This is a genomic window from Microbacterium sp. E-13, assembly GCF_049912955.1.
In the GTDB taxonomy this organism is placed as follows: domain Bacteria; phylum Actinomycetota; class Actinomycetes; order Actinomycetales; family Microbacteriaceae; genus Microbacterium.
Genome location: NZ_CP183973.1, coordinates 597,807 through 623,671, shown reverse-complemented (window position 1 = coordinate 623,671; position 25,865 = coordinate 597,807). Strand labels below are relative to the sequence as shown.

The 25,865-nt window shown below is 71.7% G+C and carries 25 protein-coding genes; 11 read left to right on the top strand and 14 right to left on the bottom strand.

Going from position 1 to position 25,865, the window contains the following annotated elements:
- The first annotated feature begins 4 nt into the window (after positions 1 to 4).
- The 7 genes from ACN9MP_RS02880 to ACN9MP_RS02850 all read left to right on the top strand — a co-directional run bounded on the left by ACN9MP_RS02880 (position 5) and on the right by ACN9MP_RS02850 (position 7,169).
- The gene (locus ACN9MP_RS02880; protein ID WP_426323780.1) at positions 5 to 1,189 is read left to right on the top strand and encodes an extracellular solute-binding protein; all 1,185 of its coding nucleotides are present in this window, start codon (positions 5 to 7) and stop codon (positions 1,187 to 1,189) included.
- Positions 1,182 to 2,132, top strand: coding sequence for an ABC transporter permease (locus ACN9MP_RS02875; RefSeq protein WP_426323778.1), 951 nt, complete (start codon positions 1,182 to 1,184; stop codon positions 2,130 to 2,132). The genes ACN9MP_RS02880 and ACN9MP_RS02875 overlap by 8 nt, the downstream gene beginning before the upstream one ends.
- Positions 2,129 to 3,061: an ABC transporter permease gene (locus tag ACN9MP_RS02870; RefSeq protein WP_426323776.1), complete on the top strand. Its 933-nt coding sequence runs from the start codon at positions 2,129 to 2,131 to the stop codon at positions 3,059 to 3,061. Before ACN9MP_RS02875 ends, ACN9MP_RS02870 begins: the two co-directional genes overlap by 4 nt.
- 4 nt (positions 3,062 to 3,065) lie before the next feature.
- Complete coding sequence (locus tag ACN9MP_RS02865; protein WP_426323774.1) at positions 3,066 to 4,721, top strand: amidohydrolase; 1,656 nt, start codon at positions 3,066 to 3,068, stop codon at positions 4,719 to 4,721.
- Positions 4,722 to 4,745: 24 nt separating this feature from the next.
- Positions 4,746 to 5,303: a cysteine hydrolase family protein gene (locus ACN9MP_RS02860; RefSeq protein WP_426323772.1), complete on the top strand. Its 558-nt coding sequence runs from the start codon at positions 4,746 to 4,748 to the stop codon at positions 5,301 to 5,303.
- A 109-nt stretch (positions 5,304 to 5,412) separates the two neighbouring features.
- Positions 5,413 to 6,843, top strand: a complete 1,431-nt coding sequence (locus ACN9MP_RS02855) for an NAD(P)/FAD-dependent oxidoreductase (protein ID WP_426323771.1) — start codon at positions 5,413 to 5,415, stop codon at positions 6,841 to 6,843.
- Positions 6,840 to 7,169 carry a cupin domain-containing protein gene (locus ACN9MP_RS02850; RefSeq protein WP_426323769.1) on the top strand — a complete coding sequence of 110 codons (330 nt, stop codon included), beginning with the start codon at positions 6,840 to 6,842 and terminating at the stop codon, positions 7,167 to 7,169. The genes ACN9MP_RS02855 and ACN9MP_RS02850 overlap by 4 nt, the downstream gene beginning before the upstream one ends.
- A 158-nt stretch (positions 7,170 to 7,327) precedes the next feature.
- Here ACN9MP_RS02850 and ACN9MP_RS02845 read toward each other — a convergent pair whose 3' ends face one another.
- Entirely contained in the window at positions 7,328 to 8,914 is a 1,587-nt protein-coding gene (locus tag ACN9MP_RS02845; RefSeq protein WP_426323767.1) for a PucR family transcriptional regulator, read from the bottom strand.
- Positions 8,915 to 9,228: 314 nt separating this feature from the next.
- Between ACN9MP_RS02845 and ACN9MP_RS02840 the strand changes: the two genes are divergently transcribed.
- Complete coding sequence (locus ACN9MP_RS02840; RefSeq protein ID WP_109211613.1) at positions 9,229 to 9,636, top strand: transferase; 408 nt, start codon at positions 9,229 to 9,231, stop codon at positions 9,634 to 9,636.
- A 62-nt stretch (positions 9,637 to 9,698) separates the two neighbouring features.
- Positions 9,699 to 10,271, top strand: coding sequence for a thermonuclease family protein (locus ACN9MP_RS02835; RefSeq protein ID WP_426323765.1), 573 nt, complete (start codon positions 9,699 to 9,701; stop codon positions 10,269 to 10,271).
- 3 nt (positions 10,272 to 10,274) lie between these two features.
- Here the strand turns inward: ACN9MP_RS02835 and ACN9MP_RS02830 are convergent, their stop codons facing one another.
- Complete coding sequence (locus ACN9MP_RS02830) at positions 10,275 to 10,673, bottom strand: DUF1304 domain-containing protein (protein ID WP_426323763.1); 399 nt, start codon at positions 10,671 to 10,673, stop codon at positions 10,275 to 10,277.
- Positions 10,674 to 10,709: 36 nt separating this feature from the next.
- Between ACN9MP_RS02830 and ACN9MP_RS02825 the strand changes: the two genes are divergently transcribed.
- Positions 10,710 to 11,462 carry a LysR substrate-binding domain-containing protein gene (locus tag ACN9MP_RS02825; protein ID WP_426323761.1) on the top strand — a complete coding sequence of 251 codons (753 nt, stop codon included), beginning with the start codon at positions 10,710 to 10,712 and terminating at the stop codon, positions 11,460 to 11,462.
- Between the two features lie 207 nt (positions 11,463 to 11,669).
- Here ACN9MP_RS02825 and ACN9MP_RS02820 read toward each other — a convergent pair whose 3' ends face one another.
- The 4 genes from ACN9MP_RS02820 to ACN9MP_RS02805 all read right to left on the bottom strand — a co-directional run bounded on the left by ACN9MP_RS02820 (position 11,670) and on the right by ACN9MP_RS02805 (position 17,104).
- Complete coding sequence (locus ACN9MP_RS02820) at positions 11,670 to 14,156, bottom strand: CHAT domain-containing protein (RefSeq protein ID WP_426323759.1); 2,487 nt, start codon at positions 14,154 to 14,156, stop codon at positions 11,670 to 11,672.
- An 87-nt stretch (positions 14,157 to 14,243) separates the two neighbouring features.
- A complete protein-coding gene (locus ACN9MP_RS02815) occupies positions 14,244 to 15,953 on the bottom strand; it encodes a S8 family peptidase (protein WP_426323757.1) in 1,710 nt (569 codons plus the stop codon).
- A 76-nt stretch (positions 15,954 to 16,029) separates the two neighbouring features.
- Positions 16,030 to 16,497: a hypothetical protein gene (locus ACN9MP_RS02810; RefSeq protein ID WP_426326173.1), complete on the bottom strand. Its 468-nt coding sequence runs from the start codon at positions 16,495 to 16,497 to the stop codon at positions 16,030 to 16,032.
- Positions 16,487 to 17,104, bottom strand: coding sequence for an RNA polymerase sigma factor (locus ACN9MP_RS02805; protein ID WP_426323755.1), 618 nt, complete (start codon positions 17,102 to 17,104; stop codon positions 16,487 to 16,489). Before ACN9MP_RS02805 ends, ACN9MP_RS02810 begins: the two co-directional genes overlap by 11 nt.
- 126 nt (positions 17,105 to 17,230) lie before the next feature.
- Between ACN9MP_RS02805 and ACN9MP_RS02800 the strand changes: the two genes are divergently transcribed.
- Complete coding sequence (locus ACN9MP_RS02800; RefSeq protein ID WP_426323753.1) at positions 17,231 to 17,974, top strand: glutamine amidotransferase-related protein; 744 nt, start codon at positions 17,231 to 17,233, stop codon at positions 17,972 to 17,974.
- 2 nt (positions 17,975 to 17,976) lie between these two features.
- Here ACN9MP_RS02800 and ACN9MP_RS02795 read toward each other — a convergent pair whose 3' ends face one another.
- The 8 genes from ACN9MP_RS02795 to ACN9MP_RS02760 form a co-directional block, all read right to left on the bottom strand.
- Positions 17,977 to 18,774 carry a TspO/MBR family protein gene (locus ACN9MP_RS02795; protein ID WP_426323751.1) on the bottom strand — a complete coding sequence of 266 codons (798 nt, stop codon included), beginning with the start codon at positions 18,772 to 18,774 and terminating at the stop codon, positions 17,977 to 17,979.
- Between the two features lie 74 nt (positions 18,775 to 18,848).
- A complete protein-coding gene (locus ACN9MP_RS02790; RefSeq protein ID WP_426323749.1) occupies positions 18,849 to 19,334 on the bottom strand; it encodes a glutaminase in 486 nt (161 codons plus the stop codon).
- Positions 19,331 to 20,533 (bottom strand): cation:proton antiporter, encoded by a 1,203-nt coding sequence (locus tag ACN9MP_RS02785; protein WP_426323747.1) that lies wholly within the window; start codon positions 20,531 to 20,533, stop codon positions 19,331 to 19,333. The genes ACN9MP_RS02790 and ACN9MP_RS02785 overlap by 4 nt, the downstream gene beginning before the upstream one ends.
- 41 nt (positions 20,534 to 20,574) lie before the next feature.
- The gene (locus ACN9MP_RS02780) at positions 20,575 to 21,327 is read right to left on the bottom strand and encodes a GTP pyrophosphokinase (RefSeq protein WP_426323745.1); all 753 of its coding nucleotides are present in this window, start codon (positions 21,325 to 21,327) and stop codon (positions 20,575 to 20,577) included.
- Positions 21,328 to 21,561: 234 nt separating this feature from the next.
- Positions 21,562 to 22,404, bottom strand: a complete 843-nt coding sequence (locus ACN9MP_RS02775; protein WP_426323743.1) for a transposase — start codon at positions 22,402 to 22,404, stop codon at positions 21,562 to 21,564.
- 152 nt (positions 22,405 to 22,556) lie between these two features.
- Entirely contained in the window at positions 22,557 to 23,675 is a 1,119-nt protein-coding gene (locus ACN9MP_RS02770; protein ID WP_426323742.1) for a class I SAM-dependent methyltransferase, read from the bottom strand.
- A gap of 185 nt (positions 23,676 to 23,860) precedes the next feature.
- On the bottom strand, positions 23,861 to 25,480 hold the full coding sequence (locus ACN9MP_RS02765) for a LuxR C-terminal-related transcriptional regulator (protein ID WP_426323740.1): 1,620 nt from the start codon (positions 25,478 to 25,480) through the stop codon (positions 23,861 to 23,863).
- A complete protein-coding gene (locus ACN9MP_RS02760) occupies positions 25,425 to 25,814 on the bottom strand; it encodes a hypothetical protein (protein WP_426323738.1) in 390 nt (129 codons plus the stop codon). The genes ACN9MP_RS02765 and ACN9MP_RS02760 overlap by 56 nt, the downstream gene beginning before the upstream one ends.
- Positions 25,815 to 25,865: the final 51 nt, after the last annotated feature.

Sequence of the window (25,865 nt, the reverse complement as noted above, 5' to 3'; positions counted from 1 at the left end):
CCCGATGACCCCGCCTCGCACCCCGCTGCGCCTCCTCGCTCCCGAGGGCGCCGCGCCCGCCATCATGCGCGAGCTCTCGCGGCGCCGTTTCCTGAGCCTCGCCGCTGTCGCGGGCGGCGCCACCGTGCTCGCCGCGTGCTCGCCCGGTGGCAGCGGATCGCCCGCGCCCCAGGCGACGGGGGGCGACCTCGAAGACAGCCTGTCGGTCTACACGTGGGCCGAGTACGACGCACCCGAGGTGGTCGAGGCGTTCACGGCCGAGCTCGGACCGAAGGTCACGCTGGACTCGTACGGGTCGAACGAAGAGCTCATCGCCAAGCTGGTCGCGGCGAAGGGCACCTCCGGCTATGACATCGTGGTGCCCACCGGCGTTTTCATCCCGCAGATGATCGAGCAGGGACTGCTGCAGAAGCTCAACAAGGATCTGCTCCCGAACCTCGAGAACATGGATCCGGCCTTCCTCGGTCGCGCGTGGGATCCGGGCAACGACTACTCGATCTGCAAGGCGTGGGGCACGACGGGCTACGTCTACGACAAGACCGTGATCAGCCGCGAGCTGACCACGTGGGCCGACTTCTTCGACGCCGCGCAGAACGAGGCGAGCGGGAAGACCGCCATGTCGGATGACCCGGCCGGCGTCGTCGGCTCGTACTTCTGGGCCAACGACCTGGACTGGAACACCGACGACGCCGACGAGCTGGAGGCGGCGCGCGCCTTCCTCGTCGAGAAGATCGCCCCCCATATCGCGGCATTCGACTCCGCCGCGGGCGCGAACACGATTCCGCAGGGCACGCATGCTCTGCTGATGGCGTGGAACGGCGACGCGCGCCTCGGCATCCAGGAGTCCTCCGAGCCGGACCGCTGGCAGTGGGTGCTCCCCGGCCCGCAGACCGAGCTCTGGATGGACAACTGGGCGATCGCCACCGGCGCCGCGCATCCGGAGGCCGCCCACGCCTTCATCGACTTCGCAATGGTTCCCGAAAACCAGCTGGCGAACCTCGAGTGGGTCGGCTACAACGTCGGCGCCAAGAACGCGCAGGCGGCGGCCGAGGAGGCCGAGGTCGAGCGTCTCGACATGATCTTCTTCACGCCCGAGCAGCTCGACACGATGCACGAGCAGGTGATCAACGACTCGCTGAGCAAGCGCGTGGAGATCTACAACGAGGTGAAGGCTGCCGCCGGTGCGTAATCGCGCCACCGGCGCCGTCGGGCCCGCGCTCGCGCTCCCCGCCTGGGCGTGGCTGCTGGTGTTCTTCGTCGCTCCGGTGGCGATGGTCGTGTGGTTCAGCTTCGGCTACAAGCCGGGGGTCTTCGGCACCCACGCCAACGACGTCCTCTCGTTCGACCGGTACGTCGAGGCGATGTCGCCGACGTTCTTCGCGACGTTCCAGAACACGCTGTGGGTCGGGATCATCGGGACGGTGCTGTGCTTCCTCATCGGCGCACCGGTGGCGTACTGGATGGCGTTCAAGGTGAAGCCCGAGCGCCGCGGCATCCTGATCGCCCTCGTGCTCGTCCCGTTCTGGACGAACTTCCTGGTGCGCACGATCGGCTGGCAGGTCGTCATCGCACCGGAGGGCTGGCTGTCGACGCTCCTGCAGGGCGTCGGTCTGCTCGACGGCCCGCTCGACCTGCTGTACACGCGCGGCGCGGTGATCCTCGGCGTCGTCTACAACTACCTGCCGTTGATGATCCTCCCGCTGTTCGTCGCGTTCGACCGGGTCGGTCCCGCCCTGCGCGAGGCGTCGAAGGATCTCGGCGCGGGCAAGCTCTCGACCTTCTTCCGCGTGACACTGCCCCTGTCGCAGCCCGGCATCATCGCCGGCGTGCTGCTGGTGTTCATCCCGCTCATGGGCGACTACATCACGGCGACCGTGCTCGGCGGGGCCAAGGGCAACATGGTCGGCCAGCTCGTTGCGGGCCAGTTCCAGACGGCTCAGAACTGGGCGCTCGGGTCTGCGATGGCGGTGCTGCTGATGCTCGTCATCACGCTCACGATCGGCGTGGCCGCCGCCATCATCTGGCTCGTCGCGCTCCCGTTCCGCTCCCGCAGCAGGCTGGTGCTCGGGCCGGCCCCCGACACGGCGATGACGGATGCCGCGCCCGCCGCGGCGCTGGAGGTGACGACGTGACGCTCGACACCGAGCGGCAGACCGCGACCGAGACGATCCTGCAGGCGCAGGCGCGCGATGCCCGGCCGGGCGCGGCGCCGCGGCGGCGTGCCCGTCGATCCGGGTCTGATATCGCCTTCAGCGTGTGGGGCGTCCTGGTGATGCTCTTCCTCTTCCTCCCGATCATCGTGATCGTCGTCTACTCGTTCAACACCGGCCGCCTGCTGGCGGTCTGGGACGGCTTCGGCTTCGACGCCTTCACGTCGATCCTGGTGAAGCCGGCGATCCAGAACGCCGTGCGGGTGTCGCTCATCACGGCGCTGATCGCGGCGATCATCGCGACGGTGCTGGGCACGCTCGCCGGCATCGCGATGGCGCGGCATCCCGGCAAGTGGGTGTGGTGGTTCCTCGGCCTTCTGCTGCTCGTCTCGGTCACCCCCGAGATCGTCGACGCCGTCGCGCTGCTGCCCTTCATGGTCTTCCTCGGCCAGGACCTCGGCATCCCGATGTTCAATGACGGCATCGTCCGTCTCTCGGTGGGCTCGTCGCTGTTCGCGACAGCGGTGGTGTCGTACATCGTCCGCGCACGGCTGGTGGGGCAGGACGCGAAGCTGGAGGAGGCATCGGCCGACCTGTACGCGAAGCCGTTCACGACCTTCCGGCGCATCACGCTCGCGCTCGCCATGCCGGCGGTGCTCGCCGGCTTCCTGCTGGCATTCACCCTGAGTCTCGACAACACGATCGTGGCCGCGTTCGTGCAGGTCTCGGGCACGACCCCGTGGCCGGTGTACGTGCTGAGCGCCCTGCGGACCGGCCTGCGACCCGAGATCGCCGCGGTGTCGACGATCATGCTCCTCCTGACGCTCATCGCCCTGGCGCTGGTGGCGCTGGTGCTCAAGCGCGCGGGCGATTCCGCCACGCAGATCGCCCGCACCATGACCGGAGGCTGAGCACATGCCCCACGCCGACCTCGTCTTCACGGGCGGCCCCGTCTTCACCGCGAACACCGTACGGGCGCACGCGACGTCGGTGGCCGTCGCGGGCGGCCGCATCGTCGCCGTCGGCGGCGACGACGTGCGCGACCTCATCGGTCCGTCGACCGAAGTCGTGGACCTGCGAGGGCGGATGCTGCTCCCCGGCTTCCAGGACGCCCACGTGCATCCGGTCTGGGGCGGCCTCGACATGCTGCGCTGCGACCTGTCGGAGCTGACCACGGCCGCGGAATACCTCGACGCGGTCGCGCGCTACGTGCGGGAACACCAGTCGGACGAGTGGATCCTCGGCGGCGGCTGGCAGATGTCGGCGTTCCCCGGCGGCACCCCGACCGCCGGCGCCCTCGACGCCGTCACCGGCGACAGGCCCGCGTTCTTCCCCAACCGCGACGGCCACGGCGCGTGGGTGAACTCGGCGGCGCTACGGCTCGCCGGCATCGACCGGCATACGCCCGACCCGGCCGACGGCCGCATCGAGCGCGATGCCGGCGGCCATCCCTCCGGAACCCTGCACGAGGGCGCCATGGGACTCGTGAACCGGCTGCTGCCCGAGGAGCCGCTCGAGCGCCTCACCGAGGCGCTGCTGCTGGGCCAGCGCTACCTGCACTCGTTCGGCATCACGGCGTGGCAGGACGCCATCGTCGGATCGTACGGAGACGCCGGCGACCCCGGGCCGGCCTACCTGAACGCGGCGAGTGCCGGCACGCTCACTGCGAGGGTCGTCGGCGCGCTCTGGTGGGATCGCACGAAGGGGCTGGAGCAGATTCCGTCCATCCTCGAGCGGCGCGAGCGTTATCGGGGTGGGCGCTTCACCGCGACCTCGGTGAAGGTGATGCAGGACGGCGTCGCCGAGAACTTCACGGCCTCGATGCTCGAGCCCTACCACGACGGCCACGGGCACTTCACCGACAACTCGGGCATCTCGTTCGTCGCGCCCGAGATTCTCAACGAAGCGGTGCCGCTGCTGGACGCCGAGGGTTTCCAGGTGCACTTCCACGCGATCGGCGACCGTGCCGTGCGAGAGTGCCTCGACGCCGTCGAGCGCGCGGTCGCCCGCAACGGCCGCCGCGACAACCGGCACCACATCGCCCACATCCAGGTCGTGCATCCCGAAGACCTGGCTCGCTTCCGGGAGCTCGGCGTGGCCGCCAACATGCAGTCGCTGTGGGCCACGTACGAACCGCAGATGGTCGAGCTGACCCTCCCCTTCCTCGGCGAGCCGCGCAGCGCCTGGCAGTACCCCTTCGGAGACCTGCTGCGCGCCGGAGCGGTGCTCGCGGCCGGCAGCGACTGGTCGGTGTCGACGCCCGACCCGATGGCCGCCATCCACACCGCGGTGAATCGCACGGCGGCGCCGGGTCACGAGGAGGGCGAGTACGACGCCTTCCTTCCCGAGCAGGCGATCGACCTGGCCACCTCGCTCACCGCCTACACGGCGGGTTCGGCGTGGGTGAACCACCTGGATCACGTCACCGGCACGATCGAGGCCGGCAGGTTCGCCGACCTCACGGTGCTCGACCGCGATCCCTTCGCCGGCCCCTCCGACGAGATCGGTCTCACCCGGACCCTGCAGACCTTCGTGGAGGGCGAGCGGGTCTACGCGGCCCCGAACGCCTGACGTTCCCGCCTCTATGCTGTTGCGGTGACCCGACTGCTCCTCCTCATCGACATCCAGCGCGACTACTTCCCGGGAGGACGTCACCCTCTCGTCGACGCCGATCCGGCCGCAGATGCTGCAGCGCGGCTGCTGGCCGCGTTCCGCACGACCGGGGAGCGCGTGGTGCACGTGCAGCACGTATGGGAGGGCCCGGATGCCGCGTTCTTCGCGCCCGGGACGCCCGGGGTGGAGTTCGATCCCCGGGTGGCACCGGACGGCGAGGAGCACGTGGTCGTCAAGCACGAGCCCAACGCGTTCCTCGGCACGGGGCTGGAGGCGCTGCTGCGCGCGGCGGACGTCGACGAGATCGTCGTGGCGGGCATGATGTCGAGCATGTGCGTCGACGCCACCGTGCGCGCCGCTTCCGACCTCGGCTTCTCGCTCTCGGTGGCGCAGGACGCGTGCGCCGCTCCCGACCTCGCCTACGACGGCCGTGCGGTTCCGGGCGCCCAGGTGCACCTCGCCTTCATGGCGGCCCTCGACGGCACCTACGCGCGCGTCGCCGACGTCGACGCCCTCGTCGGAGAGCTCGCGGAGGCCTGACGCGACAACCTGTCCGACGGGCCGCGGAACTTCCGACAGGGCAGCACGGCACTCGCTCCGACCACCGGCCAGGATGGGAGCACACACACCCGCATCGGAGTTGATAACCGTGGGCACGACCGTCTTCGAACGACAGCGGCCGGCAGCATCCGTCGTTCAGCACTCTCTCGCCGACACGAAGCACTCCGTGTTCTGGCGCGACGACCTCCCCGAGAGTCTCGTACCCGATCGTCGCGCGCTGACCGGCACCCGTCGCGCCGACCTCGTCGTCGTGGGCGGCGGGTACACGGGCCTGTGGACGGCGCTGCTCGCGACGGAGCGCGAGCCTGGAAGAAAGGTCGTCGTCGTCGAGGCGCAGCGCGTCGGGTGGGCCGCGTCCGGGCGCAACGGCGGATTCTGCGAGGCGAGCCTGACGCACGGGCACGAGAACGGCGTGGCGCGCTGGCCGAAGGAGATGCCCCTCCTCGACCGGCTCGGACGCGAGAACCTCGATGCGATCCAGGCTTCCGAGGCCCGATACGGCATGGACTTCCAGTTCGAGCGCACCGGGCAGCTGGCTCCGGCCGTCGAGCCGCATCAGGTCGAGTGGCTGCGGGAGTGGGCGGCCGAGGGCGAGGAGGGCGTGGTCTATCTCGACCAGGCCGAGGCCCAGGCATCCGTCCACTCCCCCACCTACCTCGCCGCGGTATGGGAGAAGGACGCGTGCGGCATGGTGCACCCCGCGCGCATGGCCGCAGAGCTCGCACGGGTGTGCGAGGAGCGCGGCGTCGAGATCTTCGAACGTTCGCACGTCGCGGGTCTCGACACCACCGGACCGGGCGTCGTCGTCATCACGGACGAGGGTCGCGTCGCGGCAACCCACGCGGCACTCGGCACCAACGTCTTCCCCTCGCTGATCAAGCGCAACCGGCTCATGACGGTGCCGGTGTACGACTACGTGCTGATGACGGAACCCCTCACCGACGCGCAGCTCGCCTCGATCGGGTGGCAGGACCGTCAGGGCATCGGCGACCTGGCGAACCAGTTCCACTACTACCGGATCACCCGGGACAACCGGATCCTCTTCGGCGGCTACGACGCCATCTACCGCTACGGCCGACGGGTGGACCCCGCGTACGAGCACCGGCCGGAGACCTGGGCGAAGCTCGCAAGCCACTTCTTCACGACGTTTCCGCAGCTCGACGGCCTGCGCTTCACCCACCAGTGGGCGGGAGCGATCGACACCTCGACGCAGTTCACCACCTTCTTCGGCACGGCGCGCGATCGCCGCGTCGCGTACGCGGCGGGCTTCACGGGGCTCGGCGTCGGCTCGACGCGCTTCGCGGCCGAGGTCATGCTCGACCTGCTCGACGGCGCCTCCACCGAACGCACCGAGCTCGAGATGGTGCGCAAGCGCCCGCTGCCGTTCCCGCCCGAGCCGGCGGCATCCATCGGCATCAATGCGACGCGGTGGTCGCTGGATCGCGCCGACCACAACAAGGGCAGGCGCAACGTCCTGCTGAAGACGCTCGACGCGCTGGGACTGGGGTTCGACTCGTGAGGCCCGGAATCGTGACGGATGCCGCGGCTCTGTCGCTCCCCCTCGAACCGGTGGCCGCCGCCCAGGTGAGGGAGGGTTCGCCCGCCACCGGCTACGTCGAGCTGACCGATGAGATCGGCGTCTGGGAGCACACGCCCGGGACGTCGACGGACGTGGAGGCCGACGAGGTGTTCGTGGTGCTGTCGGGCGCTGCGACGCTGTCGTTCGACGTCCCGGAGCTCCCCCCGATCGAGCTGCGCCCGGGCTCGGTCGTACGGCTCGAGGCCGGGATGCGCACGGTGTGGACCGTGCACGAGACGCTCCGCAAGGTCTACCTCGCCGGCTGACGGGCGCGCCGGCCCGTTCGCTCGTCGCGCGCGTCCGGCCGCTCGCCCGTCGCGCGATCGAAACCGGCAGTCGCGCGCGTAGCGGGCGGGCGCGGATGCAGGTTTCGGCAGCGTGAGGCGCTGGCGACTACCGCCGGGTTCGGTCGACCTGGTCGACCTCAGCGGCCGGCAGACCTCCGCACCAGCAGCGCGAGGTGCAGCGCCGTCTGGGTCTCTCCGTCGTCGAGATCGGCGCCGAGAAGCTCCTCGATGAGCGCGATGCGCTGGTAGAAGACCGATCGGGACAGATGGGATGCCGCGGCCGCGGCCGTGCGGTTGCCCGGGTGGGCGAGCATCGCCTCGAGCACGTCGAGCAGGTCGCCGGAGCGGGACAGGTCGTGCGCGATGAGCGGGGAGAGCATGCGCTCCCCGTGCTCGAGCACGCGGTGGTCGTCACGCAGCGACGTCACCAGCTGCGCCAGCGGACGGTTCTCCCCCCGTCGCACAGTGGGTCCTCGACCCGCGCGCCGTCGCGCGCCGCCGGCGGCGAGATCGACGGCCTCGTGCACCGACGCGAGGGCGGCGTCGATGCCCTCGGCGGCTCGTCCGACGGACACCGTCACGCGCTCGACGTCGGCGGCGTCGACGAGACTGCGCACAAAGGCCACGACGGCGACATCGTCGAAAGACGCCTCCGGCGGCAGCGACACCAGCATCGTCGTCGCGGGCGCGCCGGCGCCCGCCGGCGCCGAGCCCGCGAGTGCGCGCCCGCGCAGAGCGCGGGCCGCGGCATCCGCTCGTTCGGCCGCCACCGGCGCACCGGAGACGACCAATCCGTAGAGCCGGGCCCCGCGCAGCGGCAGGCCTGCGGCCTCGAGGCGCGCGGCGGCGCCGCCGACACCGGCGAACCGGCCGGCCAGCAGCCCGTCGACGAGGCGCCGGCGGCCGATGCGGGCCCACTCATCGGCATCCCCGTCGGCCAAACGCCCCACCGCGAGGGCGATCGCGCCCTGCTCGAGTACGGCCGTGCGTCCGGCCGCGTGCTCGGGCCCCGGCAGCGCGATGAGATTGCCCCACCGGATGCCGCGTGCCTCGACCGGGACGATGAGCCAGTCGTCCGCGCCGGCCGCCGTGCCGCGTTCGCGTCGCTGCTCAGAACGTCGATGGGCGGACCGGGAGCGCAGCTCCCACTCCGTGAAGAGCTCCTCCTCGATCGCGAGCGGCACCTCGGCGGCGACGACCTCGTAGCCGAGGTTCTCGAGCACGATGGGGGCGCCGAGCGTCTGGGCGAGCTGGTGCACGATGAAGTCGGCCGGCGATCCCCGCAGCACCAGCGCGGTGAAGCGCTCACGCACTTCATCGCGAGCGCGCAGCGCATCTGTCTGACCCGTGATGATGCGGCTGTGCACGGCTTCGGTGAGGGTCACGAACTTCACCTCGCGGTGCAGCACGATCAGCGCGAGCCCGCGCGCCCTGGCCGCCTCGGCCACCACCGCGGGCACGTAGCGGTAGTGCGTACCCAGTTCGAGCACGAGACCTGCCAGCCCGGCATCGGCGAGCTCGTCGATGAACCGGCGAAGGTCGGCGGGCTCGACGGGCCAGGACGAGCCTGTCGAGAGCAGGAGTTCCCCGCCGTCCAGCAGCCTGGCGACTCCCGCGCTGTCGGAGACGTGCAGCCAGCGAACGCGGGCGTCGAGCGCCTCGTCGCCCACCAGCACCTCCGGCACCCCGTGGGCGACCGCGTCGAGCGCGATCACCTCGCGCACGGTCGGGAGGGTCTCGTCTGCGGATCGATCTGCCGGACGATCCGTGTGGATCCCCCGATCTGTGCGATGGTCGGGCACCGTGGCCGCCTCTTCTGCTGTGACGGGCTGGGACGCGTTCAGCCTAAGGGATGACCGAACGATCTGTCCGACGGTGGACGCGCCCTTCGCCGGCGCTGACTCGAAACCCCCCTTTTACAGCGCCCGGCGGCAGATGGCAACGGGGTGACCCGAATCGTTCCGATGCGCGGGAATAGATGCACCCTGCCTGAGGTTGTCTTGATACTCAGCCCCATGTGGGGTTGCAGGAGGGGACCGTGGGCAAGAACTACATCGACATCGAGAACGACCAGGGCGAGACGCTGCGCTACCGCAAGCACGTCAATGGTCGCGGCCTCATCGCGCATGGAGCGAAGGTGCACCCGAGCGCCATCGTCGAAGCGGGGGCGTATGTCGAACCGGGAGTGCAGATCGCCGCGGGCGCCCATGTCGGCCGCGGCGTGTGGGTCGAATCGGACGCCGTGATCGGCCCGGACGCCGAGATCGCCCCCCACGCCCACATCGGCCCACGGGCCGCCATCGGCCCGCGAGCCAAGATCGGTGTGCGCACGCAGGTGGGCCACGACGCCCGCGTCGCCGGCGGCTCGCTCATCGGCGACGACGAGACGATCGCCGACGGCGAGCGCGTGGCCACCGACAAGCGGGGCCTCCGCCTCGCGGCCTGACCCTCCCGCCTGACCGCCTGACGCCCCGACCCGACGTCGGCGGCCCGACGTAGGCTCACGGGGTGCTCAGACGCGTCCTCATCGGCTTGCTGCTGGTCGCCGTCGCGGGGATCGCGTGCTGGTGGCTCCTCGGTCGGCCGGGTGACGGAGGAGGCGAGACGGTCACGCCCGTTCCCGGCCCGGCGGCCGCGATGCCGGGCATCCCTGCCGACGCTTTCGAGATGACGGTCGAGAGCGTGCACGACGGAGATACGCTTCGCGCTCGCGTCGCGACCCCCAACGCCGTCGTCGTCGATCTCGAGTCCACGCGAGTGCGCCTGCTGGGAATCGACACTCCGGAGATCTCGCCCGAGCTCGAATGCTGGGGCGAGGAGGCGACGGCGAAGCTGAGCGCGCTCGCGCCGCCGGGATCTACCATCTGGGTCGCACCGGACGTCGACGTCCACGACCGGTACGGCAGGACCCTGCTCTATCTCTGGACGGCGGACGGCCGATTCATCAACGGCGAACTCGTCGCCCAGGGCGATGCCCGCGTCGAGGTGTACTCGCCCAATCGAGGCCAGGAGGGTCTCCTGCGCTCACTCGAGGCCGCGGCGATGGCGGCACCGGCCGGCCGGTGGGCGGCCTGCGGCTGATCGTCAGGCGAAGAGGAAGAGCACGAATCCGATGAGCGGCAGCGTGCCCTGGATCAGCGCCGCCCGCAGATAGCGCACGCCCGTCGTGAGCAGCACGAGCGCGGCGGCGACCATCGAGCCGAGGCCGAAGAGCACGAGCGCCAGGCCAGCGGCGCGCACGGCGGAGGAATCCGCACCGGCGAACAGGAGCACAAGTCCGATCACGACGCCGACAGCGAGGAACAGGTTGTAGAACCCCTGGTTGTACGCCATCGGCTTCGTGGTGTCGGCGGCCGCCTGGTCGGCGACGCCGAAGCGCTTCCAGATCTTGGGCTGTGTCCACTGCACGCTCTCCATCACGAAGATGTACACGTGAAGCAGCGCCGCCAGCGCCGCGAAGACCGTCGCCAGGATCGCCACCATGAAGCGAACGATACTGCCCCGGCTACGCTGAACGGTATGGCGAAAGGCGGGTCACGCACAGGCGGGCGGGGACGCAGCCCTCAGGGCAAGCGCCCGGGCGCAGCATCCGGCTCCGCTCCGAAGGCGAAGACCGCCGGACCCCGGCGGCCGCAGCCGTCGCCGGGCCCGTCGCCCACGCCACCGGAGGCGGCCATGCCGGCGACGTTCACGCTCGGCGCGATCCCCGGCGCGACGCCCGGCAAGTGGATCGACACCTGGAACGAACGGATGCCGCGCACCGCGCTCCGCCTCGTGCCGCTGGCGGTCGCCGACCAGCGTCGCGCACTGAGCGAGGCGGAGGTCGATGCCGCGCTCGTGCGGCTGCCGATCGACAAGGACGGGCTCCACGTCATCCCGCTCTACGACGAGGTGCCCGTGGTGGTGTGCGCCAAGGACTCCCACCTGACAGCGGCGGACGAGCTCGACGCCGCCGATCTCGTGGGCGAGGTGCTGATCGTTCCCGGGGACGATGTGCTCGGCATCCGGCTCGCGGGCACCGTCGCGCCGCGATTCGCTCCCCCGGACGAGACGGCCGACGCGATCGCGACCGTGGCGGCCGGCGTGGGCATCGTGGTGGTGCCGATGTCGCTCGCGCGGCTGCACCAGCGCAAAGACGTCGAGTACCGGCCGCTGCGCGAGGGACCGGTCTCCACTGTCGGGCTGGCGTGGCGTGCCGATCGTCCCGGCCCCGCGGTCGAGGCGTTCGTCGGCATCGTCCGGGGACGCACGGCGAACTCCTCTCGCGGCTGACCCGGCGACGCGGGGGCAGGAGTGAGGGGCGCCGCCCCAGTCTCCCCTGCGACGCCCCTCATGGACCGGCGCCGAAGACCCGCAGCCCGATCTGCGCCCCACACGCGGTCTTCGGCTCCGCATCCGACCCCGCATCGGTTCATGCGGGCCGCTCCGGTGATCAGGAGTACGCGGCATCCGTCCTGATACACGCCCGGCGCAGAAAGGTCAGAATCCGGCGCCGTGCACCTGGAATGGCGCGACCACGCCGGTGCGCGCGGATGCCTCGGCGAGCGCGACCGAGGGGGCCGCCCCCGCCGCCAGGCTCTCGTGCACCGCCGCCAGCAGGTCGCACGCCTCGTCGTCGGCGACGACGACCGGGGCGGCCACGACGCTTCGCGTGCCGGCATGGAGCCAGACCCGCGTCATGCCGACCGCCTCCTCGTGCCAACGGATCGACGAGCGCCCCACCTCGCACGCCGACAGCACGACGGTGTGCGGCACGTTCTCGATGAGATCGACGTCGTAGCCGAAGAGCGTGCCGTCGTACAGCTGGAGGCCCGAGAACAGCGGGTGCTCGGCCGAATGGCGCCCGTGCGCCGCCACGTGAAGCAGGTCGGCGTGAGAGGCGGCGCCCGTCACCGCGGCCACCGACGCATCCTCCGCGCGGAGCACGAGCGCCCCCGGCCAGGCGACGGCGGCGAGCGCCACCTCCTCGTCGGCGCGATCGACCCGCGGGCCTGCGGCGAACACCGCTCGCCTCACGGGGGCGTGTCCTCGTGTCGCCAGCCACTGCGACGCCGAGGTGGCCACGGTGAAGACGCGGTCCCGGAGCGCCGGCAGGAGCGCCCACGGGATGCCGCCCAGGATGCCGGGCACGGTGAGCACCAGCCTGCGATCGCCCACGATGTCGGCGACCGGACCCAGCAGGGCCGCCGACAGCGCCGCCACCCGCTCGTCGAGCGACCGCTGGACGATCTGCGCCATGGGACCGCTGCGCACGGCCGCGCTGACGTCCGCTTCCGCCCGCAAGGCTGCGACGGCGCGCGCGACCTCGGGCCACCCCTCGATCCGAACCACCCGTGCGATGTCGCGTCGCGCCGCGACGGCCACCATTCCGGTGCGGTCGAAGACGAACGAGAGGGACGCCGTGTCCTCGTCGAGGCCCGCCTGCAGCGCGGCGAGCGAGGCGCGCGGTCGACGCCCGGCCGCCCCCGCCGCCGCCCACTGACGCTGCCGCAGCTGCTCGCCCAGCTCCCGCGCCCTCTCGGACGCCAGCCAGTCGGACCCGCCCTCGACGCGCAGGGCGCGGAGCTCGGCGAGATCGGCAGCGAGCTCGGGGTCGGGAGGCGGCCGCAGTGGCACGACCTGCTGGCTGAGGAAGCGCGCGCGCTCGGACCATTCGAAGATCGCGTCCGGCCGCATCGAGCGGACGGCGGATTGCAGCCCGGCGTAGATCAGGCCGTCGCCGTACATGACAAGCGAGGTCGCGAGGTCGAGGCTTCCGAACGACGCCTGCCAGTCGCTGAGCGCGTCGAGCCCCGCCGCTGCGCGGGCGCGCACGAGGTCTTCTCGGCCGCGCGTGAGGGCGCGCGCGGCCTGCACCTGGCGCGTGAGCAGCGTGAGCTGGATGGGCGCGCTCGGGCGCACGCGCAGGTCGTCCCGCGTGGCGGCATCCAGGCCGGACCGGGCGCGCCACAGCGCCGCGGTCAGCTCCAGGGCCTCCGCCTCGGCGTCGAGTCTCTGGTCGCGCAGCTCGGCTGTCAGCCTGGCTGCGCCGTCCAGGTCGACCCTGCGGCGCCTGGCCCCGCCCGGCCGGCTCCCGTTCGCCCGTGCGTCGGGAAGCGATGCGAGCATCGCCGCACGCATCCGGATGCCGTCGGACCTGAGCGCCCACCACTCCGAGTGGACGCGCCGGAAGCGGCGTGCGGCCACCGCGGCCATCTGCTCGGCGCTCGCGGGAGCGTGCGTCAGCAAGGCGCGCGCGAGGTGGAACTCGGCCTCCGCGCGAGCCTGCGGCATCCGATGAGCGCCGAAGGTGTGGGCGACGCGTTGCAGGCTGCTCTCGGCCTCGACGACCAGACCGGCGTCGCGGAGCACCTCCGCCCTGTCGAGATCGCAGATCGCCGCGTTCACCGCGGACGCGGCGGCGAGCGCGTCGCGCGCCGTCGCCATCGTCGAGAGCGCCGCGATCAGATCCCCCTCGAGGAGCGCCACGTACCCGGCGTTGTGGACAGCCATCGCGCGCTCGACCTCGTTGCCCGTCGCGGCATAGTCGGGGGCCGCGCGCTCGAGGTCGGCGCGCGCCGCGCGGAAGCGCCCCGCCTGCGTGTGGGCGAGGCTGCGGTTGAGGAGCATCGGCGCGCGGTGCTCGGCCTCGTCGCCGATGCCGTCGATCGCGAGGTCGAGCCAGTGAACCGCCTCGTCGAGGGCCCCGCGCTCGAGCGCCAGCAGGCCGAGCTGCCCGTGCAGCATGGCGGATGTCTGCGCCGACAGGCCCGGATAGGCCAGAGCCTCCTCGCACAGGCGCACGGCCGTCGCCGGGTCGCCCTGCCGGATGACGACGGCCGCCATCGATCCCGCGATCCGGGCGCGGAGGTCGGCGTCGTCCGTCCGCGTCGCGGCGCGCGTCAGCTCACGGCGCGCCGCGGCGTTGCGTCCTGCATTGAGGTGTGCCCGACCTCGCCGATACAGCTCCCCAGCTGTCAAGGTCATGCGTACAGCATGGCGGCTGGAGGTCGCCGATGTCGATCACGCGACGGTGCGCCTCACTCGGGAGCGCCGGCGGGTCGCCCCGGGATTTCAGAGGGTCGAGCCGTCCTTCTTCTTCGCGTCGTCGGTGACCGCCTTCACAGCCGCCGCGGCCCTGGCCACCGTCGGGCTCGGTCCGGCCGCCGCCGTCACGCCGCCGGGTCGCGGCCCGACCAGCTGCGCAGCGATCCGACCGGCGATGACGGGCGCGGCGAACGACGTGCCGCTCCAGACCGCGAAGCCCGAGCCGAAGTCGTCGATGTCGAGGGTCTCGCGCCGCCGGCCGTACTCGTCGCTGGAAAGATCGGACTGGATGCCGCCCTGGAAGTTGGTCGGCACGGTCGAGAGCACCGACACACCGCGGACGTAGCTCTTCACCCACTCGCCCACATTCGAGAACAGCGCCACCGACGTCAGCGAGGGGTTGAGCGCGCCGACGGTCACGAGGGGAGCGATGTCGCCCTCGTCAGCGATCCCGCAGTCCGCTCCGTCCCAGTGGTGCAGCGATGCGGGGGCGGCCGGCCGATCGGTCGAGTCGTTGCCGGCAGAGCACACCACCACTGTGCCGGCGGCCCGCAGCCGGCGCAGCAGATCGTACAGCTCGCTGTCGACCGTCTCCTTCTCGGGCGTCTCGTGGTAGTAGCTGCACGACAGGTTCACGACGTCGATGCGGTGACCGGCCTTCGTGTCTTCGACGATCGCGACGAGGCGGCCGAGCGCCCCGATCAGGTCGCTCTCGCGGATCACGCCCTCGCCGTCGGCGACGCGCACCGGAAGGATCCGGGCCTCGGGGCACGTCTGCACCACGATCCCGGCGATGAAGGTGCCGTGCCCGGCGGCGCTGTCGACCACACCGTCGAGGGGCGATCCCATCGAGGGATGCGTGTCGGGATCGGAGACGGGATCGACGACGCCGATCTCACCGCCGTACACCGTGGCCACGTTCTTGATCACGGCGTCGTCGAGCCAGGGATGCTCGCCGCACCCCGTGTCGAGGATCGCGACCACCGGCCGGTCCGTGAGCGGTTTCGACGGCTTCGGAAGGTCGGGGCCCACGAAGGCGACGGGCTGGCGCCCTCCGAAGCCAGGGTAGGCGTACCCCTCGATCCCCGCGGGATTGCCCTTGAAGGGATTCCCCTTGAACGGATTGCCCTTGAACGGATTGCCCTTGAACGGGTTGCCCTTGAACGGATTCGAGCCGAGGTCGTCGGTCGTCAGCAGGTGGTTGAGGCCGATCCCCCGGATCCCGGTCTTGTTCGCCTCCACGAGCAGACGCCACGCGTCCGGCGGCACCTGGGGCGCGTCGGGCCGTGCATCGCGCGCCACGCGGATCCGCACGCGCTGGGTCTGAGCGACGCCGTCACGACGTCTGCTGGCCTCGGCTGCCGGTCCCCGCTCCACGGGCCCGCCCGCGGGGCGCGCAGGCCCGCGCTCGGGGTCCTCGAGAGGCTCGTCGCGCACCGTCCATCCGAGCTTCGCCGCGACGGCCTGCAGCTCATCGAGCGCCGCGCTCCGCTCCTCGGACGCGCTCTGCCGGCTCGCGGCCGCGTCGGCGTCCTCGGCTGCGCGACGTTCCGCCGCGGGGCCCTCGACCCTCGCCCACGGCGACATCAGCAGCACGTCGGGCTCGTAGATCGTCGGCGATGCCTCGCCCGCGGGAACGAGCCCCGGGTCGAGCAGCGCACCGCGGATCGTTCGGGCCTCCCGCTCCCGCCAGTTCAGGCGCGGCCTGGGAGTGGGCTTGTTCTGTGGGCCAGGCATGATTCCCCTTCGTGAATGACTCGGCACTGCACACGAGAAATCGGATGCCTCGGCCGAGGCATCCGATTCCCTTCCTTCAGACTTCGAACTGCGGTGTCTGGAAGTCGTGCAGCGCGCCGCCGGCGTCGCGCACGACCAGGCGAAGCCGCGCCACCCCTGGCGTGACCTCGTCGAAGGCGAACCGTCCGTGTTCGCCGGGTTCGGCCGACCACTCCCGGTCGCCCTGCACCAGCCTGATGGCCAGTGCCGCGGCATCCACCCACCCGTCCACGCGCCGGCCGCCGCCTTCGGTGGCCGTGACGTGCAGCAGCACGCTGGTGGTGCCGTCGCTGAACTGCAGGGTGGCCGTGTCCGTTTCGCCCCGCACGGCCGTGAGCGTGCCCTCGACCAGGGTCAGCAGCGCATACTCCCGCGACAGGTCGGCGACCGCGACCGCGGCGACCATCTGGTCGACGAGGTCGGCCGGAACGGGATCGACGTCCTGCCACATGCGGCGCATGCGAGCGAACAGCGCCGCGTCCGCCGCGAAGTCCTCATTGTCCATGGTCGTCACCTCTCCATCCGTCGCCCTCGAGCACGGCGCGAAGCTTTGCAAGACAGCGCTGGCGGGTCGGTCCGATCGATCCGATGGGCATCGCGAGATCTTCGGCGATGCGGGCATAGTCGGGCCGGTCCTCGAACGCGACGATCCGCAGCAGCCGCTGGCATCGGTCGTTGAGCGTCGCCACCGCTGTCCACAGGCGACGGGTCTCGTCGTCCTGCGCGGCGGTCTGCTCGGCTGATTCGTGGACCGGGAGGTGCGGTTCGAGCGACTCGGCCTCGGTCGCATCGGCACGCCGATGCTGCTTGCCGACACGCCACGCCTCGCGGCGCGCGCACATCGTGAGCCATCCCGACACCGCGAGCGGATCGTTGATGGTCTCGTGACGGCGCACGAGCGTCAGCCACGTCGTCTGCACGACGTCCTGAGCGAGCGCGTGATCGAGACCGTACGCCCGCACGACGTGCCACAGCGGCGGCGTCATGAGGCGGACGAGCTCGTCCATCGCCCGGCTGTCGCCCTCGCGCCAACGCACGAAGAGCGCGGCGGCACGCTCCCATCGCGCCGGCTCCACGGAGTCGACGGATGGCTCGGCGCCGGTATGCGTCATAGCGCCCATTCTGTCCACACCATGCCCGAGCACGGTAGTAGAGGTTTGATACACGAAACGACCTGATGGATTCCGGCGAATCCGGCCGCCTCGCCGGGCGTGGGAGCCTGACCTTAGACTGCGTGCATGACGACCGCGCCGTTGCTCTATGTCTGCGTGCGCCCGCAGCAGGGTGCGGCCGCCGCCGAGTACGAGTCGTTCCGCACCGCGATGCACCTCGACGAGGGCCGGCTGGGCCGCCACGACCTCGTCCGCGAACCGCTGCCGGCGGACGCCTTCGAGCGCTACGCCGGGTTTCTCGTGGGCGGGAGCCCCTTCAACGTCGCCGACCCCGAATCGACGAAGACCGAGGCGCAGCGCCGCCTGGAGGCCGACCTCGCGCGCATCGCCGAGCGCACCGCCGCGGGCGACGGACCCGCCGCCCTCTTCACCTGCTACGGCATCGGCATCGCCACCCGCACGCTCGGCGGCACGGTCAGCCGCGCCTACCCCGAAGACACCGGACCGGTGGCGGTCGAACTCACCCCCGATGCCCACGCCGACCCTCTTTTCGGCGGACTCGCCGACCGCTTCACCGCGCTCACGGCGCACAAGGAGGGCACCGAGGCGCTCCCACCCGGCGCGGTGCTCCTCGCGCGGAATGACGGATGCCCCGTCCAGGCGTACCGCGTCGGCGACCGGCTGTACGCCACCCAGTTCCACCCCGAGCCGACCACGAAGGCGTTCACGGAGCGCATGGCCGTCTACCGCGACGACGGCTACTTCGACTCCGCGGACTACGACGCCATCGCCGGACGCGTGCTCGCGGCATCCGTCACCGAACCGACGCGGCTGCTGCGAGCCTTCGCCGACCGCTTCGCGGCGGCCTGACGTCACACCTCGGCGTTGCGCATGGCCGTCGTCTCGCGCACAACCGTGCCGAGGACGCCGGCGGCCAGGATCACCCCCGCCACGATGAGCGCGGTCACCCCGATCGCCGTGCTCGACGGCTCGCCCGACAGCCGGCCCACGGCGAGCCAGGTCAGTCCCCAGGCCAGCGCGAGCGCGGGAGCCAGGCGCCACCGGCTCGCGGCCTCGATGCCGAGGCCGATCACGCCGACGACGATGAGGACGACGATGCCCCACAGGTCGGCCGAGTCGGCCCACTCGGGCGGGCCGATCGAGGTGAGCCAGGCGGCGATGTTCGCCACGGTCGCGAGCGTCACCCAGCCGAGATGCAGGCCCGTGACGCCGTCGACGAGAAGGCGGTCGGCGATGCCGTCCGCAGGCTCGATCACCGTGCGCGTGAAGGTGACGCCCAAAAGGCCCAGCAGCACGATGATGGCGAGCACCGTCAGCGCGAGCGAGCCGAACTGCGCCACGACCAGCCAGACGCCGTTGAGCACCATGGTCCCCGCGATCAGCCACCCGAGTGCGCGCTGGCGCTCGCTCGCGCGCTGTCGCGGCAGCGCCTGCCACACGGTGTAGGCGAAGAGGCCGACGTAGATCACCGTCCAGATCGAGAAGGCCGGGCCGGCGGGGGCGAGGTACGAGCCGTCCTGGCTCAGCGCACCGTCCTGCAGGTCCTCCACCGGCGTGCCGCCGAAGAAGCCGCCGCCCACCGTCGCGGCGACGATCATGAAGCAGAACGCGCTGATGACGACGATCTGGCGTGCGAGGTCCCGGGCCATGCCCTCACGGTAGGCAGGGGTCTCGCCCGCGGCGAGCGCATTGACATCCTGCGCCCCGACCGGTATCGCCCGCCTCATGCCCCCGGCGGCGGGTCCAGCAGGAGGGCGATCCGCTCGGCGAGGTATGCCTCCAGCGGCATGACGCCGCCGGACGCGCTCCACCGAACGCCCGGCACGCCCCCGGCGGGAAAGAGCGGGGCGGATGCCTCGCCCCTGTCTACCGCGCCGGGCTGCAGCATCCGCCATCCGACGTGCACGGTCTCGCCGTCGGCGAAGCCGCCGCGGACCGCGGCCGCCGCGAGCTCGGCGCGCTGCCGCTGCGATTCGGCGGTGTAGCCGCGGCGGGCTTCGTGACGGGCACGGACGATCTCGCCCGTGGCGAGCACGGCGTCGGCGGTGAGGAGCAGCACCCCCAGGTGCCAGGCGGAACCGCGTCGCTCGATGCGGGGAGCGCGGGCGAGGCCCAGGATGCGTCGGGGCACGACCAGTTCCCCGAGGGCCTCCTGAGGGGCGCCGGCCAGCCGGGTGCGCGCGGCCGCAAGCAGTTCGACGGTGTTCATGCCATGTCGTCCTGGAGGCGGGGGTCCGCCCGCACCTTCTCACCGCGCAGCGCCATGGCGATGAGCGGGAACAGCAGCACCGAGAGCATGCCGCCGGCGACGAGCACGGTCTGCTGGGTGGTCGTGAGGATCTTCTCGTCGACGCCGATCGCCGTCACCGCGACGATGATGGGCAGTCCCGTCGCGCCGAGGAGCCCGACGGACAGACGCTCACGGCGGCTCGACCCCTCCGGTGCCGCGAGGGTCGACGGCAGTCCTCGCACCACGAGCAGCGCCACGAGCACGACGGGGACGAGCAGGAAGAGGACCGGGTCGTCGAGCAGCCCCTGCAGATCGAAGGTAACCCCGGTGTAGATGAAGAAGATGGGCACGAGGAACCCGAAGGCGACGCCCTCGATCTTGCTCTCGACCGCGTGGCGGTCGTGATACGACGCGTCGCGCATGAGCAGGCGCCAGATGATGCCGGCGGTGAGCGCCCCGAGCAGCATGTCGAGGTCGAGCACCACGCTGAGGGCGACGAGCGCGGCGAGGATGAGCAGGATGACCCGGATCGCGAACTGCCCGGACGTGTGCAGGGTGGAGTTCACGAACTCGTGGATCGCGCCCCGCGGAACCCGGAAGGCCAGCCAGATGGCGACCGCGGCGACGCCGCCGAAGATCGCGAGCACGATCGTCGACAGACCCGGCTCGCGGCCGCCGAGGAAGATCGAGATCGCGATGAGCGGACCGAACTCGCCGACCGCGCCGATGGCGGCGATCGCCTTGCCGAACGGCGTCTGAAGCTCGCCCGCGTCCCGGAGGATCGGCAGGAGCGTTCCGAGCGCCGTCGAGCACAGCGCGATGCCGATCACGATCGCGGCCTCACCGGGGGCGAGAAGCCAGCCCGCCGCGATACCGGCCGCCAGGCTGATGATCCACCCGAGCGACGCCCGGCGGCCCAGGCGCCCGGTGAACGAGCCGAACTCGATCTCGGTGCCGGCGACGAAGAAGAGCATGGCCAGGCCGAAGTTCGACAACGTGTCGACGAAGGCGTTCGGACCCGTCCAGCCCAGCACTGCGGGGCCGATCACGATGCCGAGCACGAGCTCGAAGACCACCACGGGCACGCGCACCCAGCGCCCGAGCAACCTCGCCAGAAGTGGTGCGAGCACCGCCAGCAGCGGAATCAGCGCGAGCGTCGAGGGTCGGAGCTCTTCCACGCGATCAGACTAGCGACGGCCCGCCGGCCGCGAGGGCGCCGTCAGACGGGACGGGTCTCACGGTCGAGGCCCCGTAGGAGCTCGCGCACGGCCACGGGGGCCGTCTGGCCGGCGCTGCCGCCGCGGATCTGGCGATGCAGGCGCTCCATGCGGGCGTCGAGCTCGGCAGCGGTGTCCGCGGCGTCCTTGAGGCTCTCGAGCAGCTCTTCGGGCACCTGCGTGTCGTACTTGTAGTAGATCTTGTGCTCGAGGCTCGCCCAGAAATCCATCGCGATGGTGCGGAACTGCACCTCGACCGGCACCTCGATGCGTCCCGTCGACAGGAACACGGGCACCTCGAGGATCGCGTGCAGGCTCTTGTAGCCGTTCGCCTTCGGCGAGGCGATGTAGTCCTTGACCTGCAGCAGCCGCACGTCATCCTGCGCGGTGAGCAGATCGAACAGCCGGTACACGTCGGCGGTGAAGCTGCACGTGATGCGGATGCCGGCGATGTCGGTGATGCTGCGGCGGATCGAGGCGAAGTCGCCGTCGATGCCCTTGCGCTGCACCTTCTCGACGAGGCTGTCCGGGGACTTCACCCGGCTCGAGACATGCTCGATGGGGTTGTAGTCGTGCGTCAGCAGGAACTCGTCGCGCAGGATGCCGATCTTGGTCTCGACCTCCTGCAGGCCGAAGCGGTACTCCATCATGAACCGCTGGAGCTCGTCGCGCAGCTCCCGCAGCTCCGACGGAGAGACGGTGATCTCCCCTTCGTCGGTCGCCGTCGACGGCACCAGCGGTGCGGGGTTCGCCATGTCGTTCACGCTAGGACGGCGCCCTACGAGACTGCTGTGAAGGGCGGGTAGGCTCGGGCGACACCGCACTCGCATGGTGCAGCGATCGTGTGCTCTCGCCGAGGCCACACGTTATGCGCGCGGCGGGCGTGTGCTCTCGGCGAGAGCACATGAACGCGACAGGAAGTGCAGGCGTCTCCGTCGGGGCGGTGGATGCCTCGGCTGAGGTGTGGGCGGGAGCGCGAGCGGCAGGTGTCAGAGGTCGTCGAGGGTGAGCTGCAGGCGCTCGGACTCCTTCGCGGCCTCGCGGGCCTTGGCGGCCGCGTCGGCGCGCTCGCGTTCGACGGCCTCGAGCTTCGCGGCGGCCGCCTGCTCGTCGGCCTCGAGCGCGGCAAGGTCGCGGCGCAGGTCGTCGATGCGCTCCCGCACATGATCCACGCGCTCCTGCGCCTTCTCGCGCCGGGCGTCGACGCGGGCGAGCTCGCGCTCCGCCTCGTTCGCCAGGCGCTCGGCCTCGCGCACCGCCTTCTCCGCGGCCTTGCGGGCGCGACGGTCCGCGAGGTCGTCGCGCGGAGGCGGTGCCGGGATCGCGTCGGGGAGCGACCCGCCGACCGCATCGGCCAGGGCCGCAGGCTCGATGTCACCCGCCTCCAGCGGCTTGACGAGCCGGGCGGTGAGCACGGCGGCGGCGGCCGCAGCATCCATCACCGCCGCATTGATCGTCGTCGCGACGTCTTCTCGCGCAGCCGCGCTCAGGGTGCCGCCCTCCTCCTCGGCAAGGCCGATCGCCTGCTTCGCGAGCGCCGCCACGAGTTGGCGGCGCTGCTTGCCCAGACGCGCGAGCTCGGCGGCGTCGAGGTCGTCCTGCGCTTCGCGGAGGGCCGCCGAGAGCTCGACCGCGTCGGCGAGCTGCCCATCCCGGGCCAGGAGGTTGACCGCCCACGCCGACACCGTCGGCTTGCGGAGCGCCTTCACCTGCTTCGCGAGCGCCGGGGCCGCGAGGCCCGCGCGCGCGTTCCGGGCGGCCGTGAACTTCGCCGGCGCGAGCGCGTAGAGCTCCGCCGCGATCGCGTCGAGCTGTTCGTCGGCGTCGGCCATGCGCCCATTCTCACGCGGGTCGGGTTCACAATTCAGCCTGATCGTGCCGGCGCGGCGCCGGAAGCCCGGAATTCCGGGACTGCGGGTGCGCCCGGCATCCGACCAGACTGAATTGTGAACCGCCACCGGCCTCACGCCGCGGCCGCCGGAGGTCAGACGATCTCGTAGAAGCGCCAGAGGCCGAACTCCGGGACGAGGACGCGGATGTCGCTCCACCCTGCCTCGCGCGCGTATTCACGGAGCGTGGATGGGCGCATGACCGTTCCGGTGCCGGCGCTCGGCCGGTGCGAGAGCCCGTCAGGCAAGCAGACGAAGAGGCTGAACCCGTAGAGCAGCCGCTCGAGCTCGCCCGCGTTCGCCGTGAAGCGCTCCTCGGTCGCCTCGTCCATGACGACGACCAGGCCGCCGTCGCCCACCGCGGCGCGGGCCGCCGCGAGCACCTCGACCGGGTGCGGCATGTCGTGCAGGCACTCGAACGCGAACACCGCGTCGAACGGTCCGTGCTCGGCCACCAGCGCCGCGTCGCACAGCAGGAACTGCACCCGGTCGTCCACGCCGGCGTCGATCGCATTGCGGCGGGCCATCTCGACGGACGCCTCATCGATGTCGAATCCGACCACCCGGAGATTCGGGTACGCCTGCGCGAGCGCGATCGACGACCAGCCGCCGCCCGCGCCGACGTCGGCGATACGGGCATCCGGCCGTCGCAGCGCCGCGTCGAGACGGTCGATGCCGCCGAAGACCGACGGCAGCTGGGCGAACCAGGGGCGGTTCATGTCGGCCTGCGCCTCGCGGGCGTGCCGCCCGAGCTGCTCCCAGCTCACGCCGCCGCCAGTGCGGTAGGCCTCGAGGAGGGCGTCGATCTGTGCACCCGCGGCAGCACCCATGCGGGCGAGCGGCTCGAGGTACGAGAGGCTGCTGCGGTCCAGCAGCACCTCCGCGACTCCCGGTGCCAGGCGGAAGCGCCGGGTCGCGGCATCCGTTTCGAGTGCCGAGTCCTCCGACGCGGCGTCGTCCCCCTCTTCGGCGAGGAGGAAGCCGGAGGCCGCCTGCTGCTCCATCCATTCGCGGGCGTACCGTGGGTCGGTGCGGGTGCGGGCGGCGAGTTCGTCTGCGGTGAGCCCGCCGCTGTCGGACAGCGCGGCGTACCAGCCGAGCTGCGAGCCCAGGTGCACGGCCATGAGGTCGAACCAGCCGAGCGTCGCCTTCATCAGCCGGTCCTCGAACGCGGCTGTCGCGTCGGCGGAGGTCTCCGCCAGAGTGGTGGACATTTCGTCTCCTTCGTGAAGAACGTGGTCGATGGACACGAACCTACGGAGCACGACCCGTGTCGCGCATCGGGTGAACCGCGCAGATGTGCCGTAGGGCTTCTGCACCGTTCGATGCAGACGGCGGGGCCCGGGCGGGGCCCGGCGGGGCCCGGGCGGGGCCCGGGCGGGGCCCGGCGGGGCAGGGCTCAGCGGGCTCGCGCCGCCGTCTCGTGCCACCACGCCGCAGCCGCCGTGCGTGAGCCGACGCCGAGCTTGACGTACACGTTCGCCAGGTGACGGCTCACGGTCTTCTCGCTGATGAAGAGCTCGTCGGCGATCTGCCGATTGGCCTTGCCCTGGGCCACCAGCTCGACGATCTGCCGTTCCCGCGCCGTGAGCGGGCCGCCGTCCGGGCCGGCGCTCGGGCGGACCGACACCGGCGGCGCCCCGAGCCGGTCGAAGATGACGCCGGCCTGCTCGCGCAGCGGGCCGGCCGACGCTTCATCGCCGCGCAGCTCGTGGGCGGAGGCGAGCCACGCCAGCACGTTGGCCTGCTCCCACGGCTGCCGCAGCCGGCGGAAGAGGTCGAGCGCCTCGTGCAGCCGGCCGATCGCCTCGTCGGCGTCGCCGTCGTGCACCGCCAGGATGCCTCGCGCGTGCGCCGCCCACGCGCGGAAGCCGTCGCTCGCGAAGTCGCGGGCCGCCGCCTCGAGCTCACCGAGCAGCGTGCGGGCCAGGGCGGGCCGGCCGGCCGCGAGCGCGATCTCGACGCCGGGGCGCAGCAGACGCACGCGACCCACCCGATCCCGCTCTTCCAGCGACGTCGCGACCAGCGCCGCAGCGCGCTCGGGGTGCCCCTCGGCGAGTACGAGCAGCGCCTCTCCCGGGACGGGATCGATGCCGGCCGCGCGCGCCAGCGCGTAGGCCGTGCGCGCGCCGGGCGCGTCTCCCCGCAGCCGGCGGATCTCCCCGACCTGATACCAGCCCTCGCCGGCGACCCACGGGTGATCGGATGCGAGGTCCTCGCACGCGCGCTGCAGCGCCTGCTCCGCAGCATCCCACTCCCCGCTCACCGACTGCAGCTCGAGCCGGTGCACGCGGCACACTCCGGCGTAGACCACGTCGGAGCCCCGGGCGGCGCACCATGCCTCCGTCGCGCGGGTCCAGTCGGCCATGCGGCGGAAGTCGCCGAGCTCGTGGCAGACATGGATCGTCGTGCACAGCACATCGCCCGCCCACTCGGCCTCGACCTCGTCCGACACGACGCACAGCATCGCCTCGTCGAGCTGCGCGAAGCCCTCCGCCGTGCGTCCTGCGCGGATCGCGTGCATGCCGGAGACGACCGCGCTCAGCGCCCCCACCTCGGGAAGCCGCAGCTTGTCGGCCAGCTCCTGCATGCGCGACACGCTCTCGGCCGGCCACAGGGAACCGGTGCCGTCGAGATCCATGCTGGCGGTCAGGCTGACCTCGTACGCGTGCCCCCGTCCGTCGGGGAGGTCCGCGAGCATCCGGCGCGCGCGCCGGACCCAGGCGGTGCCGACGGTGATCTCGGCGCGTGTCAGGCGGATGAGCGCGATGACGAGGGCCGCTTCGGCGGCAGCCATCTCGTCGCCCGCGCGGGACAGCGAACGGAAGGCCGCCTCGAGGTGATCGAGGCACGCCTCCTGGTCGCCCAGCCACCACTCGCACGACGCGAGCGCGCGCAGGTCCTCCCCCGCGGTCTCGGGGCCCAGGCCGGCCGCGGTGAACCCTTCGCGAGCCGTCTCCCAGTCACCGGACCGATATGCCGTTCGAGCTCGCTCGAGCACGGCGGCCGTGTCCGCCATGCCCGAATCGTACCGCCGCCGGTGCTCCCGGACCGGGCGACGGTGCGAGAAGCGTCTCCCTGTGGCCGGCGCGCTGTGCCCGCCGCGACCACGCGTACAGCACAAGCATGATCGCCATCGTCGCGAGGTAGAAGGCGTGCAGCACCCAGATCGGCCCGAACGGAAGGCTGACGACGTAAACCGTGTAGACGAGATTGCCGGCGTTGCCGAGAACCAGCGCGCTTGCGCTGTACGAGCGCAGGTCGCCGGACCGCACGGCCTTCACGACCATCGGCAGGTTCGCCGCCGCGAACAGCACGGTCGAGACCATGCCGGCGAGCGTCGCGGTGTTCATACAGAGAAGATGCGGATGCCGCCTCCCCCGATACATCGCCGGCTCCCGTCG